The sequence below is a fragment of the Pseudomonas sp. FW300-N2A2 genome, assembly GCF_017351735.1.
In the GTDB taxonomy this organism is placed as follows: Bacteria; Pseudomonadota; Gammaproteobacteria; order Pseudomonadales; family Pseudomonadaceae; genus Aquipseudomonas; species Aquipseudomonas migulae.
Genome location: NZ_JACNDU010000030.1, coordinates 44,193 through 62,201 on the forward strand (window position 1 = coordinate 44,193; position 18,009 = coordinate 62,201).

12 protein-coding genes and 2 pseudogenes are annotated in these 18,009 nt (G+C 59.8%); 12 read left to right on the forward strand and 2 right to left on the reverse strand.

Features of this window, described 5'->3' with window-relative positions; translation table 11 throughout:
• Positions 1-755: 755 nt before the first annotated feature.
• Complete coding sequence (gene katG, locus J4E42_RS25030; protein WP_207286416.1) at positions 756-3,008, reverse strand: catalase/peroxidase HPI; 2,253 nt, start codon at positions 3,006-3,008, stop codon at positions 756-758.
• Positions 3,009-3,430: 422 nt separating this feature from the next.
• Between katG and J4E42_RS25035 the strand changes: the two genes are divergently transcribed.
• From J4E42_RS25035 to J4E42_RS25045, 4 genes and pseudogenes are all read left to right on the forward strand, one after another.
• On the forward strand, positions 3,431-4,558 hold the full coding sequence (locus J4E42_RS25035) for a diguanylate cyclase (RefSeq protein WP_008042064.1): 1,128 nt from the start codon (positions 3,431-3,433) through the stop codon (positions 4,556-4,558).
• A gap of 393 nt (positions 4,559-4,951) precedes the next feature.
• A pseudogene (locus J4E42_RS29800) lies at positions 4,952-5,845 on the forward strand (cache domain-containing protein); the annotation flags it as partial.
• 324 nt (positions 5,846-6,169) lie between these two features.
• Positions 6,170-6,706, forward strand: a pseudogene (locus tag J4E42_RS29805) (methyl-accepting chemotaxis protein); the annotation flags it as partial.
• Positions 6,707-6,893: 187 nt separating this feature from the next.
• Positions 6,894-8,381, forward strand: coding sequence for an FGGY family carbohydrate kinase (locus J4E42_RS25045; protein WP_310650444.1), 1,488 nt, complete (start codon positions 6,894-6,896; stop codon positions 8,379-8,381).
• On the opposite strand, the gene J4E42_RS25050 is transcribed toward J4E42_RS25045, so the two are convergent.
• Positions 8,338-9,321, reverse strand: coding sequence for a LysR family transcriptional regulator (locus tag J4E42_RS25050; RefSeq protein WP_259331715.1), 984 nt, complete (start codon positions 9,319-9,321; stop codon positions 8,338-8,340). The two genes, J4E42_RS25045 and J4E42_RS25050, sit on opposite strands and share 44 nt — an antisense overlap.
• 289 nt (positions 9,322-9,610) lie before the next feature.
• Here J4E42_RS25050 and J4E42_RS25055 point away from each other — a divergent pair, with 289 nt between their 5' ends.
• From J4E42_RS25055 to J4E42_RS25090, 8 genes are all read left to right on the forward strand, one after another.
• A complete protein-coding gene (locus J4E42_RS25055) occupies positions 9,611-10,126 on the forward strand; it encodes a flavin reductase family protein (protein WP_207286419.1) in 516 nt (171 codons plus the stop codon).
• A gap of 56 nt (positions 10,127-10,182) precedes the next feature.
• The gene (locus J4E42_RS25060; RefSeq protein ID WP_008033226.1) at positions 10,183-11,169 is read left to right on the forward strand and encodes an ABC transporter permease; all 987 of its coding nucleotides are present in this window, start codon (positions 10,183-10,185) and stop codon (positions 11,167-11,169) included.
• Between the two features lie 46 nt (positions 11,170-11,215).
• Positions 11,216-12,166 carry a sugar ABC transporter substrate-binding protein gene (locus tag J4E42_RS25065; protein ID WP_192228388.1) on the forward strand — a complete coding sequence of 317 codons (951 nt, stop codon included), beginning with the start codon at positions 11,216-11,218 and terminating at the stop codon, positions 12,164-12,166.
• Between the two features lie 22 nt (positions 12,167-12,188).
• The gene (locus J4E42_RS25070; RefSeq protein WP_008033229.1) at positions 12,189-13,688 is read left to right on the forward strand and encodes a sugar ABC transporter ATP-binding protein; all 1,500 of its coding nucleotides are present in this window, start codon (positions 12,189-12,191) and stop codon (positions 13,686-13,688) included.
• 28 nt (positions 13,689-13,716) lie between these two features.
• Complete coding sequence (locus J4E42_RS25075; RefSeq protein ID WP_207286420.1) at positions 13,717-14,514, forward strand: SDR family NAD(P)-dependent oxidoreductase; 798 nt, start codon at positions 13,717-13,719, stop codon at positions 14,512-14,514.
• Positions 14,515-14,698: 184 nt separating this feature from the next.
• Positions 14,699-15,802 (forward strand): LLM class flavin-dependent oxidoreductase, encoded by a 1,104-nt coding sequence (locus J4E42_RS25080; RefSeq protein ID WP_207286421.1) that lies wholly within the window; start codon positions 14,699-14,701, stop codon positions 15,800-15,802.
• An 82-nt stretch (positions 15,803-15,884) separates the two neighbouring features.
• Positions 15,885-16,772, forward strand: coding sequence for a transketolase (locus J4E42_RS25085; protein ID WP_207286422.1), 888 nt, complete (start codon positions 15,885-15,887; stop codon positions 16,770-16,772).
• A gap of 3 nt (positions 16,773-16,775) precedes the next feature.
• A complete protein-coding gene (locus J4E42_RS25090; protein ID WP_207286423.1) occupies positions 16,776-17,756 on the forward strand; it encodes a transketolase family protein in 981 nt (326 codons plus the stop codon).
• Positions 17,757-18,009: the final 253 nt, after the last annotated feature.

Here is an 18,009-nt window from a genome sequence, read left to right on the forward strand (position 1 = left end):
GGATCGCCAGCAAGCCGGCTCCTACAGGTTTTGCGCGAACCCTCAATCCCGAACACCCCCACAATTTGTAGGAGCCGGCTTGCCGGCGATGGCGATCTCACGGACGCCATCGCCAGCAAGCCGGGCTCCTACAGGTTTTGCGTGAACCCTCAATCCGGAACACACCCACAATTTGTAGGAGCCGGCTTGCTGGCGATAGCAATCTCACGGACGCCATCGCCAGCAAGCCGGGCTCCTACAGGTTTTGCGTGAACCCTCAATCCCGAACACACCCACAATTTGTAGGAGCCGGCTTGCTGGCGAAGGCGATCTCACGGACGCCATCGCCAGCAAGCTGGCTCCTACAGGTTGGATGGTGTCTCGCCCGGGGCGATTTTGTTCTGATCCGTATTTTTCTGCGCTATCTGCATCTGTCATGTACCAGTCCTGCGCCCCACAATGACCGCACGGTCCGCAGTCGCGGTAGCCACTGAACCGCAAACTCATCATGTAGGGGGCCCCATGCCCAAGATGGCCATTTTTCTGGGTGGATTTCTGCTGTTAACCATTTTGATCGGTGCCTTGGCCACGATCTCTCCGACCTGATTCCTTCCTTCAATGCGCAATAAGCACAACGCCTCCACTTGGGAGGCGTTGTTGTTTCAGCGGTACCGTTTATTTACAAGAATCCGTCGATGAACCCCGTAACCTGTAGGAGCCGGCTTGCCGGCGATGGCGTCCTCACGGCCACCACCGCATCGCCAGCAATCCGGCTCCTACAGGTCAAAACGATCCAGGTTCATCACCTTCGTCCACGCCGCTACGAAGTCTTTGACGAATTTCTCCTTCGCATCACTGCTGGCATACAGTTCGGCCAAGGCCCGCAGTTGCGCATTCGAGCCGAAGACCAGATCGACCCGCGTCCCGGTCCATTTCACTTGGCCGGTTTTGCGATCGCGCCCTTCGAACTCCTGATTGGCGTCCGACACCGGCTTCCATTCCACCCCCATGTCCAGCAGGTTTTTGAAGAAGTCGTTGGTCAACGCCTCCGGTTGCTGGGTGAACACCCCGTGTCGGGTTTGTCCGACGTTGGTGTTCAACACCCGCAAACCGCCCACGAGCACAGTCATTTCCGGTGCGCTGAGGGTCAGTTGTTGCGCCTTGTCGATCAACAGGTGCTCGGCCGTTACGCGGTAGCGGGTTTTCAGGTAGTTGCGGAAACCATCGGCGATGGGTTCGAGGAAGCCGAAGGATTCGACGTCCGTCTGCTCTTGCGAGGCGTCCGTCCGTCCCGGTGTGAACGGCACCGTCACGCTGTGACCGGCATTTTTTGCGGCTTGTTCGACACCGGCGCTGCCGGCCAGCACGATCAGGTCCGCCAGCGAGATTTTCTTGCCGCTGTTGTTGAACTCACGCTGAATGCTTTCCAGTTCCGCCAGCACGCTCGCCAGTTGTTCGGGTTGGTTGGCTTGCCAGGATTTCTGTGGCGCCAGTCGCAGGCGTCCACCGTTGGCGCCGCCACGTTTGTCGGAGCCACGGAAGCTCGACGCTGCCGCCCAGGCCGTTGATACCAGCTGCGAGACGCTCAGGCCAGAGGCGAGGATTTTGCTCTTGAGTGCTGCGACGTCACTGTCATTGACCAAGGCATGGTCGACCGGCGGAATCGGGTCTTGCCACAACAGTTCTTCCTTGGGCATTTCCGGGCCGAGGTAGCGTGAGAGCGGGCCCATGTCGCGGTGGATCAGCTTGAACCAGGCGCGGGCGAAGGCATCGGCCAACTGATCCGGATTGGCCAGGAAGCGCCGGGCAATCGGTTCATAGATCGGGTCTAAGCGCAGCGCCAGGTCCGAGGTGAGCATGGTCGGGTTACGCCGCTTGGACGGGTCGTGTGCATCCGGAATGGTGCCGGCCCCGGCGCCGTTTTTAGCCACCCACTGGTTCGCGCCTGCCGGGCTTTTGCTCAATTCCCACTCGAAGCCGAACAGGTTTTCCAGGTAGTTGTTGCTCCACCGGGTGGGCGTGGTGGTCCAGGTCACTTCCAGCCCGCTGGTGATGGTGTCCGGGCCTTTGCCGGTGCCGAAGCTGTTTTTCCAGCCAAGGCCCTGGGCTTCGAGACCGGCGGCTTCCGGCTCGGCACCGACGTTGTCGGCAGGGCCGGCGCCGTGGGTTTTACCGAAGGCGTGGCCGCCGGCGATCAGGGCCACGGTTTCTTCATCGTTCATGGCCATGCGGCCGAACGTTTCGCGGATGTCCAGGGCCGAAGCGACGGGATCGGGATTGCCTTCCGGACCTTCCGGGTTCACATAGATCAGGCCCATCTGCACGGCGGCCAGTGGGTTTTCCAGATTGCGCCCCTCATCGGTACGGCTGTCTTCATTTCTCCCGGGCTCGGCCACCAGTGGAACATCGCCGGGTGCTTGCACGGGTTTTTGCGCTTTGTCGTAGCGAACGTCACCGCCCAGCCATTTGTTTTCCGAGCCCCAATAAACGTCTTCATCGGGTTCCCAGACGTCTGCGCGGCCACCGGAAAAACCAAAGGTCTTGAAGCCCATCGACTCCAGCGCGACGTTACCGGTGAGGACGATCAGGTCGGCCCAGGAAATGTTGTTGCCATATTTTTGCTTGATCGGCCACAGCAGCCGGCGCGCCTTGTCGAGGCTGACGTTGTCCGGCCAGCTGTTGAGCGGGGCAAAGCGTTGCTGACCGGAACCGGCACCGCCACGACCGTCACCGGTGCGGTACGTGCCGGCGGCGTGCCAGGCCATGCGGATGAACAGCGGCCCATAGTGACCGAAGTCTGCTGGCCACCAGTCTTGTGAGTCGGTCATCAGTGCAGTCAGGTCGCGCTTGACCGCCGCAAAGTCGAGTTTTTTGAACGCTTCGGCGTAGTTGAAGCCCTCGTCCATGGGGTCTGACAGGGACGAGTGCTGGTGCAGGATCTTCAGATTCAGTTGGTTCGGCCACCAGTCACGGTTGGTGGTGCCACCGCCTGCGGCATGATTGAACGGGCATTTCGATTCGTTTGCCATGTGCGAGCTACCTTTGGTCGTGTTCATCCGGCTATCGGGCCCGGGGCGGGCGTTAAATAGCAACGAGCGGAATCAAGGACATAGGCTGCAGGGCCAGCAGTTGGATCAACTGATTGTGGTGACCACACGGGAATTCTGAACAGCGGCAATCAGGTTGCCTGCGCGGTGGCCCACGGGTGGCCTAGTCAAGCTTCGGGCTCATTCCTGTCTCCTTTTCAGCGCTAATCCGGCCGGCTTATGGCGCCAGCGCAGACTAAGGTTAGACCTGAGTCGGGAAGTCAGCTAATAGGGCGAGTGTTGGGGCGTGATAGACGTACTCTTTCAATCTGGCGCCCGGAAACATTTCAAGGCCTCGGTTGTTTGCGCTACTGGCTGGGTGCCACAATACTTCTTTGACGAAGCATCATGATCAGGCGGATCAAATGGAAGGACTCGGACCCCGGTATGACCCGGATGCTTTGATAGCAGCGCAGGTACGCACTGATCGCCTGCACCAGTTGTTCCATCAGTCGGTGACGGCGATTCCGGGCAGTGTCCTGGCGGCGATCATGCTGTGCCTGCTGTGTTGGGAGCGCTTCGATCACCACGTCATTTTTTGGTGGATGGGCATTCTGACGGCGTCGACTTCATTGCGCGTCTCGATGTTTATCGCCTATTTCCGCAGCGACAAAAGTACGCGCACACCTGAGCAATGGGAGTGGAAATACTGGAGCACGCTGGTGTTATCTGCCGGTATCTGGGGCGCGGGCGCGCTGGCATTGATGCCCCCGGACGATATTCTGGCTCAGTCACTGGTCATGCTTTTTACCGTCGGGATGTCGGTCAGTGCGGTGTCCTGCTATTCGGCCTACCGATACATGACGCTGGTGTCCATTGGCCTGGTGTTGTTGCCGTGCACGATATGGCTGTTGTTCCAGCCGTCAGCGATGCAAGTCGGCATGGCACTGGCGGTGCTGGTGTTCGCCTCATTCGTGGCCAGCGCTACCCGCAAACTCTCCGATGCGGTGGAAACCGCCTTTCGATTGACCCGTGAAATGGAGCAGGCGCACCGCATTTCCAATCTTGCCGCGCAGACCGATGAACTCACCGGCCTGAGGAATCGCCGGGCTTTTTTCGAGCACGCCCAGCAGTTGCACAGTTACTGCAAAAACAATCAGCTGCCGCTGTGCGCCGTGATGCTGGATATGGATCACTTCAAACACATCAATGACACCTATGGCCATCAGGTCGGGGACCAAGTGCTGAGTCAGATGGGCCTGGTCATCAGCACCTCGTTTCGTGAAACGGATGTCTACGGCAGGCTGGGGGGAGAGGAGTTCGCCATTCTGCTCCCGGACACCTCGATTGAGGAAACCCTGAACATTGCCGAGCAACTCATCCGCTCGATTGCCGAACTGATGACCGGGCCGGTGCATTGCATAACGGCCAGCCTCGGTGTCGCGTCGATGGACGCCTCCGACCTTGATTTGCACAGCTTGATGAACAACGCCGATAAGGCCCTGTATCGAGCCAAGGCCCGTGGCCGAAACCAGATCGCCGTTTCCGAGTGATGCCGTGCAAGGCTTGTGACCTCGCGGTCATTCAAGTTGCACCGGCAGAGCGCGCTTCTATATAGTGGCAAAATAATATCAACTATAAATAATTTGCCAGCAGGGCTGCATTCACACCGTTGGGCGCTCCGTGCTGGTTGACGAATCGCGCACTTGAGAATGTCCATGCCTAATCGCTCTCTGCACTTCAAGCTGTTCTGGACGGCCCTGATCGGGACCGTCGTCGTCATGGCGCTGCTGCTGGGCTCCATCGCCTATATCGCTTATGGCTCCTCCATCAAAGAAACCGCCGAGCTGGTCGACACGGTCGTCAAGGCCAATGCCAAGGAAGTGGAAGTCGAACTGGGTGTCGGTTTTACCGTCGCCGAATCGCTGGCCAGTGTCGCAACGGCCATGCAGCAACAGCACGTTGATCGCAAGACCGCCGATGCGGTGACCCGCCAACTGTTTGAAGCCAATCCGCAACTTTTGGGCCTGGGGCAGTATTGGGAAACCAACGCCTTCGATGGCAAGGACAGCGAATTCGCCAACCAGCCGAATCACGACGCCACCGGCCGTTACCTGACCTACTGGAACCGTGCGAGTGGCTCGGTGAAATCGGAAGCGCTCAGCGGTTATGCCCCGGAAAATGCCGATAACCAGTACTACTATCAGCCGCTGCACAGCCGTCAGCCGTGGGCTTCCGAACCGTTTGCCTACAGCACGGGCAGCGGCCAGAAAGTCATGATGGTGTCGATCATGGCGCCACTGTTGCAGGGCGGCAAAGCCCTGGGCGTGGCGGGTGTCGATATCCCGCTTGAAAGCATCAATCGCCAACTGGCGAAAATCGATGCCTACAAAGGTTATGGCGCTCTGGTTTCGAGCAACGGCCTGTACGCCAGCCACCCTGATGCGAAGCGTTTGAGCCAGCCGGCCGACGATTTGCCGACGGCTGCCAAAGAGGCGATCAAGGCCGGTCAGCCGTATGACTTCCAGCGCGATGGCTGGGGTTATGTGTTGCAACCGGTGCGCATCGGCAAAGCCCCGAACACCTGGGCGCTGATGGTGGCGTACCCGCTGGCCGAAGCCATGGCGGGTATCAATCAGTTCCTCTGGACCGCCGTCGTCATCGGCCTGGTGGCGCTGTTGGCATTGGCCATCGTGCTCTGGCATTTGCTGGCGTGGCACATTCGTCCGCTGTCCGGCCTGACGGTCGGCATCCAGGCCTGGGGCGGCGAATTGGGCCTGCGATTTGAACAACGCAGCGGCGATGAAACCGGCAAACTGGCGGGCGCGTTCAACCAGTTTATCCAGCGCCTGGGGGATCTGGTGGGGTCGATTCGCCACAGCAGCGGCGCCCTGATGCAGATCTCCAATCACCTGGGCGATACCACTCAGGCCGTTGCCGACCGTGCGACGTCGCAGCACACCGCGACCGAAGAAATGGCCAGCGGCGTCACCGCGCTGGCGCACTCGGTCACCGAGATGTCGCAGCAAGCCGAAGACGTGGAGCAACTGGCGCGCAACACCGAAGAGCTGACCAAGCATATCTCCGGCGATATGAACCAGACCCTGGCCGGGATCACCCACATCGACCAGACCATGGACGACGTTGCCGGCACTGTGGGCGACCTGGAAAAACGCTCGCAGCAGATTGCCGGGATCATCGCGGTGATTCGCAGCATCGCCGACCAGACCAACCTCCTGGCCCTGAACGCTGCAATCGAAGCCGCACGGGCAGGCGAGCAAGGTCGTGGTTTCGCCGTGGTGGCGGACGAAGTTCGGCAACTGGCAGAACGCACCAGCCGCTCGACCGGTGAAATCGGCGAGATGATCGGCGCCATCGGTTCTGATGTGCGCAACACGGTTGCCAACGTCCAGCAAGTCGGCGAAGCGGTGCGCCTGGGCGTGGTGCAACTGACCACGTCGGCACAAGGTGTCGATCAGATTCGCCAGCATGCCCAGGACATTCTGACGCGCATCAGCGAAGTGGCACGCCAGACCCAAAGCCAGGCCGCCACCGGTGAGCAATTGTCCGTCGCCATCCAGGGTGTCAGCCGGATCTCCGAGCAGAACGATCACGCGATCCGCAGCCTGCTCGATCAGTCGCTGCAATTACGCGATCAGGCCGGGTCGTTGAACCAGCAACTGACGCAATTCAAGGATTGAGAACTGCCTGCAGGAGGCGGCGGCGAAATCTTGCGCCGTCGCCGCTGACCACCGGCGCTCAGGCTTTTTCGCACGGACAGTGGCAGTTAATGCGCGGGGTGTTTGATGACAGTATTCTGTCTGCATAACAATCACCGCTGAATTGTGCGAGCGCCAACCCTTGAAGAGTCGAGCATTGCTGGTTGGGGTGGACATGGGCACCTCAAGCACTCGAGTCGTTGTCATGGACGAAAACGGCCGCAACCTGGGCGCCGCCAGTCGCCCCACACGTTTGTTGAATCCTGCGCGTCAGGTGTTCGAACAGAACCCTGACGAACTGTATGCCTCGGTCCTGCTGGCGATAAAAGATGCCTTGAGTCAGTCCGACTTCCAGCTCGCGGACGTTGGCGGCCTGGCGATTTGCGGACAGATGGCCGGGATTTCCACCATCGGCCGGGACTGGGAGGCGACCACGCCTTATGACTCGTGGCTGGATCTGCGTTGCGCCAGCCAGGTCCCGCGACTGAAGGCCTGCGAGCCACAGATCATCCAATGCTCGGGTGGCCCGGTGAGTGCCAATCACGCGGCGAAATGGCTGTATTGGCGCGAGGAGCAACCACACACCTACCGCAAGATCAGCAAGATCATCATGCCGGCCGCGTATGTGGCGGGGCGCATGGCTGACTTGAACAGCGATGCCGCGTTCATGGATTACACCTACCTGGGCTTCAACAGTTTTGCCGACAGCCAGGCGATGCAATGGAACACTTCGCTCATTGAGGCATTCGGCCTTGAGGCCGACCGGCTGCCCACGCTGGTAAAACCCTGGGATCGCATCGGCGCGGTCGGCCCCAGTGCGTCGAGCGTTTGCGGACTGTTGGCCGGCACGCCGATTTATGCCGGCTGTGGGGATATCGCCGCCTCGTTGCTGGGCACCAGGGCCTTCACGCCGGGGCAACTGTTCGACATTGCCGGCACCGGTTCAGTGTTGGCGACGTTGCTCGACCACTATGCGGTCGACTCGCAGCACAACACCCTCGCCACGTTCCGGCATTGCATCCCCGAGCTGTTTTATTCGATGGCCTACGTCGGTGGGGCCGGCATCAGCCTCAATCGGTTCGGTCTCGATAGCGTCGAATGCCAACAGCTCGAACAGCGGGCCGCCGCGCCGTTGGCCGAGCGCAATAAATTATTGTTCTTGCCCCATCTCGGCGGGCGCCATGCGCCGTTCGATGCCTCGCTGGCGGGCGCCTTCGTCGGTCTCGACTGGACCCACGACCGCAACGACCAATACCGGGCGATGCTGGAGTCGATTGCCTACGAATACGCGCGTTTTCTCGGGTGCATGAAGGACATGCAGATCGTTGTCGATCAGGGTGATGTATTCAGTCTGGGCGGCGGCTCCGGCAGCCAGCTGTTTAACCAGATCAAGGCCGATGTGCTGGGCCTGCCTTATCGCAAACCCCCAGCCGCCGAGTACGGTGTGCTCGGCGCAGCCATGTTGGCAGGGCACGGTGCCGGGGTGTTCGCTGATTTGCAGCAGACCGCCACTGATTGGCCGCGTCCGGACGAAACCCTGACCTTGCCCGACGTTTCGAAACAGGCGTTCTATGCCGGCATGCGCAAGGCCTATGAGCGAATGCTGACAAACCTCAAGCCGGTATTTGCCGATCTGCAGACGGTTTCGCTTCCCTGAGCACGATGGCGTCGGGTGTCGGGCTCAGAATGTGTCGCGACGCGGTGTCGAGGTGCTTGAAGTACTGAACGGCAAACTCCACGAAGGATCTGACCCGTGGCGGTAATTTCTTCCCGCCTTCGGTGAGCAAATGGAACCCCGTGGTGGGGCATTGATAGTCTTCCAGCAGCGGCACCAGCCGCTTGGCCTGAATGTCCTCCGCCACCTCCCAGACCGACTTCCAGATAATTCCCAAGCCTTGAACCGCCCACTGGCGCAGGGTAAAGCCGTCGTTGGCCAGCCGGTTGCCCTTGACCTGAATCGTGGTCGGCACGCCCTTGTTGATGAACTTCCAGCGATCCAGTGCAAAGTCGGCGCGCAGTTGCACCAGGCAGTTGTGTTGATGCAGGTCTTCGGGGTGCAGGGGCGTGCCGTGTTGTTCAAGGTACTGCGGCGAACAGCAGACCATTTGCCGGTCCACACCCAGGCTGCGGGCGATCAGCGAGCTGTCCGGCAGGTCGCCGAAACGGATCGCGATGTCCGAGCCGGACTCGACGAAGTCCAGTATCCGGTCAGTGAAAAACAGGCGGATGCTGACATGCGGGTTTTCGCGGATAAACGCATCGACCAATTGGCTGACCCACTGCCGACCCAGGTCGGTCGGGCAGGTCAGGCCGATGGTGCCCAGCAGGTCGCTTTGACCGTTTTTGATGACGCTGTCGAGCGCATCAACCTGTTCGAGAATTTTCAGGGCGTTTTCAAACAGCAACTGCCCTTCGGCGGTGGGGCTCAGGCTACGGGTGTTGCGCTTGAGCAAGCGCAAACCATAGAACTCCTCCATCGCCTTGAGCCGGCCACTCATGGCCGCTGGCGACAGGCCCATTTGTCGTCCGGCGGTTGAAAGTGACCCGGTCTGCACGACCAGGCGAAACATTCGCATGTCCTGTAATCGATCAACCATGGCAGTTCGTCTCGCGGAAGTTTCTTGTTAGTTGTTCATGAAGTATCGGCCGATTATTCAGTTAAAGCCATATTGTCGGCGGTGTTGATAAGTACGGCCATAAACATGAGAGCCCCTTGGGGCGGGCGTTTCAGGGTACTTGTGAAGGTAATTCAAATGAGTTTGTTGTTGGCTTCACCTTTCGGAATAGTTGAAAAGTCAATTTTTTAAAAGTGAATAGAAAATGCTGGGTGATTGTTAATAATGAATGCCTGCGCTTGATGAGTCACAATAAGAAGAGGGTTTATGTATGCGTGTTCAATATCAAGAGGCCGCCCCAGCGATTGATCTGGCCGGCCAATTCAAATTGGCGATGGGTCGCTTCGCCTCCTCCATAACCCTGATCACCACACTCGATGATGACGGCCACCCCCATGGTCTGGCGGCAACCGCTTTTTCTTCGGTGTCGATGGACCCCGCGTCGGCGCTGATCTGCATCAACCGAAGCGCCAGCGCCTCACCCGTGATCAAACGCTCCGGGCTGTTCTGCGTAAACATGCTGCAAAACAACCACGAACCGATCTGCAAGATTTTCAGTCAGCCGGACCTGCGCGAGCAGCGCTTCGTCGCAGGCGATTGGCAGACCGGTATGCACGGCATTCGTTACCTGGTCGACGCGCAGGCTGCGATCTTTTGCGAAGTGGTGCAGGAAATCGAACACGGCACGCACACCATATTCATCGGCAATGTCATTGATGTGATTACGCAACCTCTGGAAGCGCCGCTTCTGTATATGGGCGGGCGTTACAGGGAACTTAGGAATTAAACAGTCGTTGTGTCTTGCTCGGTCTTATAACAATTAGATAAGAAGTGGATGTGGGTATGAATAATCAGTTGCTGGTGAAATCAAGACTGTCCGGGTCCATTCCCAAGTGGATCGGACTGGACACCAATGTCGCAGGCCCGATGATCGGCCTTTTATTGTTATGCACGGTATTAACAGTCTTCACCGATAGTTTTCTGACGTTGAGTAACCTGCTCAACGTACTGGATCAAGTCACCGTGCTCGGCATCATGGCGCTGGGCATGACGCTGGTGATTCTCATCGGCGGTATCGACCTGTCCGTGGGCGCGGTGCTCGCGGTGGCGATCATGGTCATGAGCTGGCTCGAACAGGTGCTCGGGTTGCCGATGTGGGTCGCCATGCTCGGTGCGATCGCTGCCGGTGCGGCGTGTGGTTCAACCACGGCGTTGATGGTGGTCAGGGCAGGGTTGCCGTCTTTCATTGCGACGCTGGCAATGATGTCCATCGCTCGCGGGCTGGCCTACATGGTTACTGACGGCGCGCAAGTCAGCGGTTTCCCGGAGTGGTTCAGCAACCTCTCGGTGATTCGCTACGGCGGTGTGCTGTCGCTGACCGTGACCTGCTTCATCGTGCTGGCCCTGGTGTTCTGGTTCGTTCTCAAGTTCACCGTCCCCGGCCGCAGCCTGTACGCCATCGGCGGCAGCAGCAAGGTGGCCAAGCTCGCCGGCATTCGCGTCAAGGGCTACACCAGTGCCGTCTACATCATCTCGGGCATTTGCGCCGCGCTGGGCGGAATCATCATGACCTCGCGCCTGGACACTGCCGGAGCGGGCGCCGGCGTCGGTTATGAGCTGGATGTGATCGCGGCGGTAGTCATCGGTGGCGGCAGCCTCAAGGGCGGCGCCGGCAGCGTGGTCGGCACGATTGTCGGCGTACTGATCATCGGCGTTTTGCGCAACGGCTTGAACCTGGCCGGCATCTCTCCCTTCGTGCAGCAAGTGGTCATCGGCGCGGTGATTGCCTTCGCGGTGATGCTCGATCTGCTCAAGCGCAAAGCTGACTGAACCCCTTTGGTCGAACCGTCCAACACACAATAAAAAGGATAAAGACATGAACCTCCACGCATTTTCGCGGCGCTTTCTGTGGCTGCCGCTGTTGACCTGCATGATGTCGGCAGGCGTTCACGCCGAGAGTAAACCGGCGGAACAAATCACTGTCGGGATGTCGATCCCGAGCCTGCAATGGGTGTTCTACCTGATGGTCCGTGACGGCGTCATGGAACAGGCCAAGACCCTGGGTATCAAGAACGTGCTGGTGGCCGACGCACAGGCCGATCCCGCCCGCCAGGTCAGCCAGATTCAGGACATGTTGAGCAAGGGCATTGATGTGCTGCTCTATACCGCCACGGGCAGCGCGGCGTCGGCCGTGCCGGTGCGGCTGGCGCGTCAGCAGGGCGTGCCGGTGATCTGCATCGACAATTTCCCGAAGAACGTCGAATGCGATGCCTACATCTCCACCGATAACCTGGCGGCAGCGGGTGAGCTGGCCCGTCAGATGATCGCGCTGACCGGGGGCAAGGCTGAAATCGGCCTGCTCCAGGGCACCTTGGGCGACTCGACGGAAGTGGCTCGGGCCAAGGGCCTGAACGCGGTGCTGTCCCAGGCGCCGGAGATGAAAATCGTCGACCAGAAACCTACTGACTGGCTACAGGACAACGGCTTCAAAGTTGCCCAGGACATGCTGCAGAAGAACCCGAAGATCAACGTCTTCATCGGGCGTTCCGATGCCCCGGCGCTCGGTGCCGCCCAGGCGGTCAAAGTCGCCAACATCGATCACAAGGTCTGGGTGTTCGGCTACGACGGTTTGCCGTCGGCCCTGGAAGCCATCCGCGACGGCAAACTGGACATGACCATCACCCAGCAAGCGGTGGAAATGGGCCGTACAGCCTTGCGCACTGCGGTGAATCTGCAACAAGGCAAACCGGTCGAGAAGACCCAGCTGCTGCCGGCCTTCGTCACCACCCGGGAAAACGTCGCGGCTTTCCTTGAGCAACATCCTTGAGATCGGCGAAGGAGGGCACGTCATGAAAGCGATCACCAGCGATCAGGCGCCGCTGTTCAGCGCCTGCAACATCGGAAAATCCTTCAACTCGGTCAAGGTGCTGGAGGACATCAGTCTCGATATCGGTTACGGGGAAGTGGTGGCGCTGCTGGGGGAAAACGGTGCGGGCAAATCGACCTTTTCCTCCATCGTCGCCGGAGCGCTGACGCCGTCCAAAGGCACGATGTTCCTCGCCGGCCAGCCCTATGCACCGACCGGTCCGGGGGCGGCGATTGCCCTGGGGATCAACATGATTCATCAGGAGATCCATCTGCTGCCTGACCTGAGCGTGGCCGAGAACGTTTTCCTCGGCCATCTACCGACCCGGGACGGGATCATCGACCGCAAGCACATGTACCGCGAGACAGAAAAACAGCTGCGTCGACTGGGCCTCGATATCTCGCCGGACACCCCTGTGCGCCAGTTGAAAATCGCCGCGCAGCAACTGGTGGAGATTGCCCGGGCACTGACGTTCAATTCGCGGCTGCTGATCCTCGACGAACCGACGGCGGCGCTGGGCAAGGAAGAGACCGACCTGTTGTTCAGACAGATCGAGGAGTTGAAGAAAGAGGGCGTTTCTTTCATCTACATCAGCCATCGGATGGAGGAGATTGCCAGGATCGCCGACAAGGTGGTGGTCATGCGCGATGGCCACCTCATTGCTCGCCACGAAACCGGAGCGGCCGATGTCAGCGTGCTGGTGTCGCAGATGGTCGGGCGTTCGATCGAGCGCTTGTTTCCGCAGCTGCCAGCGCCTCGCGAAGAGGTGGTGTTGAATGTCGAACAGCTATCGGACAAGGCCGGGCGCTTCCACGACATTTCGTTTTCGGTGAAGGCCGGCGAAGTCTTCGGCATCGCGGGCATCGTCGGCGCCGGCCGCACGGAGCTGGTTCAGGCGATTGCCGGGTTGAGTGCGGTGAATCACGGCAAGGTGATGCTGGGTGACCGGCACCTGCCGGCCAACAACGTGCTGGCGGCGATCCGTGCCGGCGTGGTGCTGATCCCCGAAGACCGCAAGTCCGAAGGTGTGGTGCTGAGCCAGACCATTGCCGAAAACCTTGCCTACTGCAATCTCGACAGCCTGAGCTCCTGCGGCGTCATGGCCAATCAGCGGGTGCTGGCGTTTGCCCAGGAGCGCATTGCGACACTGGGGATCAAGGGCCTGGCGGAACAGATGCTCGACAAGTTGTCGGGCGGCAATCAGCAGAAAGTGGTCATCGCGAAATGGATCGCGCGCAACCCGAAAGTCATCATTCTCGATGAGCCGACCCGGGGCATCGACATGGGCGCGCGAGCGGCGATTTACGAGTTGATCATCGAACTGTCGAAGACCGGCGTGTCGGTGATTGTCGTGAGTTCTGACCTTGAGGAAGTCATCGGTTTGTCCCATCGGGTGATGGTCATGGCGCGCGGTTGTTCCCAAGGGATTTTGCACCGACCGCAGATCGCGCCCGACACCATCATGACCCTGGCCACCGCTTGATAACGGGCTGTCACTGAGGAGCTCCATCATGTCTACCCCGTATCAACCGCTACCTTACCGGCCCTTTACCGAGTTGCTCGACTTGCGCGGTAAAACCGCCGTCGTCACCGGCGGTGGCAGTGGCATCGGGTTCGCCATCAGCCAACGGCTGGCCGAAGCCGGGGCCAACGTGCTGATCGGCAGCCTGGCGCCAGAGCGTTGCCATGAACTGATCGAAGCCGGTTTTGCCGTTTCGTTCCTGGCCACCGACGTCTGTCGTCCCGCCGACATCCAGGGCCTGGCAGACACCGCCATCGAGCGATACGGCCGCCTCGATATCTGGATCAACAACGCAGGCGTTTATCCGCTCAAGGCCGTTGACGACATTGATCCAGGTTTCTGGGATGAACTCCACGCCATCAATACGCGTGCGGTGTTTCTAGGGGCACAGGCCGCTCAACGGCAAATGCGCAAGCAGGCGAGCGCCGGGGCGATCGTCAATCTGTCGTCGATTTGCGGTCACCGGCCGATGGCCAATCACTGCACCTACGACGCGTCAAAAGGCGCGGTGCTGGCGATGACGCGAAGCCTGGCCAAGGACCTGAGCGCCTTCAACATTCGCGTCAACTCGGTATCCCCCGGGCTGACGGCAACGCCAGGCAATCTGGAGCCGGAGCTGCTGGCGCAACACCGACAGAACAACGTGTTGAACAACATTGCACTGGGGCGGCCGGCAGAGCCCTTCGAGATCGCCAATGCGGTGCTGTTTCTGGTGTCGCCGCTGGCCTCCTACGTGACGGGTATCGATCTGTTGGTGGACGGCGGCTGGTTGCTGCACGGCAGTTGAAGAGGCGCGGCTGATTGCGCTTGCTCAAGCCGATCGCCGCGAAAAATTGAACGCATCCCTTGAACGTTGCGACTTGCAGCGCCGGCACTGGCACGCCTGCAAAACGAGCGCACGTCCTGAAAGCGGTGTGCTGCGCATAGAAATCAAGCAGCGCACCGATCACTGAAAACAGCAGGAGAACGACATGAAACTTGCCATGTTCATGCAGCCCCTTCATCACAAGGGCTGGGATTATCACGAGATGTACGATCAGGATATTGCCTGCGCCGTCCACGCCGACGCCGTCGGTTTTGATGAGCTTTGGGTTGGCGAGCACACCTCGCAACGCACGGAGCCGGTGACCAATGCCCTGCAATTCATGTCCAGCCTGATTCCGCTGACCCGGCGCATGAAATTGTGCACCGGGGTGCTGAACCTGCCGCATCATTTTCCGGCGCGGATTGCCGCCGATGCCGCGATGTTCGATCACATGTCCAAGGGCCGTTTCATCATGGGCATCGGCCCGGGTGGTCTGGCCTCGGATTTCGAGGTGTTCGGCAGCAACGGCAAGGACCGTGGGCAGATGATGGTCGAATGCTACGAGATGATCCGCGCCATCTGGAACTCAAGCGCCCCTTACGAGTTTTCCTCGGAACACTTCCAGGTCAGCCTCAAGGACTCGGTGAATCACGAGCTGGAAATCGGCTACATGCCGACGCCGTTCCAGAAGCCGTTCCCACGGGTTGCAACCACGGCCATGAGCCCGTTTTCCGGAACGGCGAAACTGGCTGGGGCCAAAGACTGGGACCTGATGTCGGCCAACTTCAACCCGACGGCGACCGTGGCCTCGCATTGGCTGGCTTACTGCCAGGGCGCCGAAAGTGCCGGGATCAAGGCCGATGCGAACAACTGGCGCGTGGCCCGTTCGGTGTTCGTCGCCGACTCCCAGACCCAGGCCGAAGACTACCTGGCGCAAGACAGCTGCACCCTGCGCCGTTACTTCGATTACATGATCGATAACCTGTCCTCCAACAACTACACCAAGATCTTCAAGACCCGCCCCGACATGACCGACGAGGAAGTGACGGTCGATCACTGCATCAAGGAAATGGTGATTTACGGCGACGTGAATTCCGTGACCGAACAACTGGTCGCGTTCAGTGAGCAGACCGGGCCGTTCGGCACCTTGATGACCGCCTTCCACGAGTGGGATGACGAAGCACTGTGGCGGCGCTCGATGGAGCTGACGGCGCAGCAGGTCATGCCCCGTCTGAACGACTACATGACACCGCGTTTGAAAGCGCAGTAATCGCCTTGTCGCGATTGCGTGCGTGTGTACGGCCACGTCCCGGATGTGGCCGCAACTTTGGTAATGCGCCTGGACACTACACATGACTGATTTGACAAGACAGGACCTGCGCGAAGGTGATCGCGCGTTCGAACTGACCGCCACTGAACTGGCTCGCCTGCGGGAAAAAGCCCAGTTCATTCGCCTGGAAACCATCCGGCTGATCGAGATCGCCAAGGTCGGTCACTACACCTCGGTTTTTTCCGCCGCCGAGTTGTTCGCCGCGCTGTATTACGACGTGATGGACCTGCGGTTTGGCGAACCGAAATGGCCTGATCGCGACCGCTTCATGATGGGCAAGGGGCATGCGGCGGTCGGCCTGTTTCCGGTGCTGGTGGAGTGGGGCTTCTTTGCGAAAGAGATCCTCGATAACTACACGCGCCTCGGCAACCCGCTGGGCGATCACCCCGACATGCGCAAAGTGCCGGGCGTGGATTTCTCCTCCGGTTCCATCGGGCACGCCTTGTCCGGCGGCCTGGGCATGGCATTGGCCGGGCGCATGCTCGGTAAGTCGTTCACCACCTACGTGATGCTCGGCGACGGTGAAATGCAGGAAGGGCAGGTCTGGGAAGCGGCGCTGGGAGCGGCTCACCACAACGTCCACAACCTGGTGGCGATCATCGACCGTAACGGCTACCAGCTCGACGGCAATGTCGACGACGTCATCGGCATCGAACCGCTGGCGGACAAATGGATCGCCTTCGGTTGGGAAACCCACGTGGTCGACGGGCATGACCTGGCGGCGGTCACCCGTCTGTTGCGTCGCCTCAAGGCTGATACCACTCGCACGCAGCCGGTCTGCATCATCGCCAACACGGTGAAAGGCAAGGGCGTTTCCTACATGGAAACCGAGCCCGGCTGGCACCTCGGTTATCTCGATCCGGAAGATGCGCAACGTGCTATCGACGAAATCAAAAGCAAGGTGATTTAACTCATGAATACCGCACCTCTGTCGAACAACTCCTGGCAGTACCGGGAACTGAACAGCCAGACACCCAGCTTGAATGCCTTGTCCGATGCGCTGATCGAACTGGTCGAGCAGGGCGAGCCGATTGTCGCCGGCACCGCTGACTTGCAGTACTCCAACGGCCTGTCGAAATTTGCGCAGCTGCACCCGGAGCGTTTCGTGCAATTCGGGATTTCCGAACAAAACATGGTGTCGGCGGCAGCCGGCATGGCGGCGGTGGGCATGAAGCCGTTTGTGGCGACGTTTGCCTCGTTTCTGCCGTTGCTGTGCTGCGAGCAGATCCGCATGGACGTGGCGTACTCCGCGTTGCCGGTACGTTTGATCGGCCACCACGCCGGGATTTCCCTGGGCTTTTATGGCACTTCACACCACGCCACTGAAGACCTGGCGATCATGCGTTCGATTGCCGACATCACAGTGGTCGCACCGGCGGACGGCAATCAGCTCAAGGCGGCCATTCTGGCGTCGGCCAACTACCCGCAACCGATCTACTTCCGCATTCAGCGCGGGCGTGATCCGGTGGTGTATGAAACCGTTCCGGACTTTGTCTTCGGCAAAGCCACCGTGCACCTGACGGGCGATGAACTGACGATCATTGCCACCGGCTCCACGGTTCACCCGGCCCTTGAAGCGGCTCGGGCGTTGAATGCCGCGGGGCGTTCGGTGGGGGTGATCGACATGACGACCATCAAGCCGCTGGACCGTGAGGCGGTGCTGACTGCGGCGCGCAATAGCCGGGCGATTCTGACGGTGGAAGAGCACAACATCATCGGCGGCTTGGGTGGGGCGGTGTGTGAGGTGATTGCGGAAGAGGGCGTTGGGGTCAAAGTGCGGCGGCATGGCATTTACGACGAGTACAGCCTGATTGCGCCGCCGACTCATCTTTACCGGCATTACCGGCTTGATGCGGCCGGGATTGAAAGTGTGGCGCTGGAAGTGCTGGGTTGATTGCGGTTTTTTGCTGACTGATTGAGGCGGCTTTTGGTGAGGTCGCCTACGGTTTTTCCCTTTGGGCGTTATGGGCCTGTACGTGTGACCGGGGTGTTCATTGACGAGCGCGCTGGTTGCACGTTTTTTTTTTGCTTGGTGTTTGTGTACATATCCGTTTTTGCGGTTATGGCGGCTGGCGGTTTCGCCCTTACGGCGAGTCACTTGGAAGAGCCCCAAGTAACCAAGGGCTCTTGCCCCTTTCGTTCGGTGC

Bases quoted from the DNA above. Each gene is read 5' to 3' on its own strand.
- katG (WP_207286416.1), bottom strand. From the start codon at position 3,008: ATGGCAAACGAATCGAAATGCCCGTTCAATCATGCCGCAGGCGGTGGC.
- J4E42_RS25035 (WP_008042064.1), top strand. From the start codon at position 3,431: ATGGAAGGACTCGGACCCCGGTATGACCCGGATGCTTTGATAGCAGCG.
- J4E42_RS25050 (WP_259331715.1), bottom strand. From the start codon at position 9,321: ATGGTTGATCGATTACAGGACATGCGAATGTTTCGCCTGGTCGTGCAG.
- J4E42_RS25055 (WP_207286419.1), top strand. From the start codon at position 9,611: ATGCGTGTTCAATATCAAGAGGCCGCCCCAGCGATTGATCTGGCCGGC.
- J4E42_RS25060 (WP_008033226.1), top strand. From the start codon at position 10,183: ATGAATAATCAGTTGCTGGTGAAATCAAGACTGTCCGGGTCCATTCCC.
- J4E42_RS25065 (WP_192228388.1), top strand. From the start codon at position 11,216: ATGAACCTCCACGCATTTTCGCGGCGCTTTCTGTGGCTGCCGCTGTTG.
- J4E42_RS25070 (WP_008033229.1), top strand. From the start codon at position 12,189: ATGAAAGCGATCACCAGCGATCAGGCGCCGCTGTTCAGCGCCTGCAAC.
- J4E42_RS25075 (WP_207286420.1), top strand. From the start codon at position 13,717: ATGTCTACCCCGTATCAACCGCTACCTTACCGGCCCTTTACCGAGTTG.
- J4E42_RS25080 (WP_207286421.1), top strand. From the start codon at position 14,699: ATGAAACTTGCCATGTTCATGCAGCCCCTTCATCACAAGGGCTGGGAT.
- J4E42_RS25085 (WP_207286422.1), top strand. From the start codon at position 15,885: ATGACTGATTTGACAAGACAGGACCTGCGCGAAGGTGATCGCGCGTTC.
- J4E42_RS25090 (WP_207286423.1), top strand. From the start codon at position 16,776: ATGAATACCGCACCTCTGTCGAACAACTCCTGGCAGTACCGGGAACTG.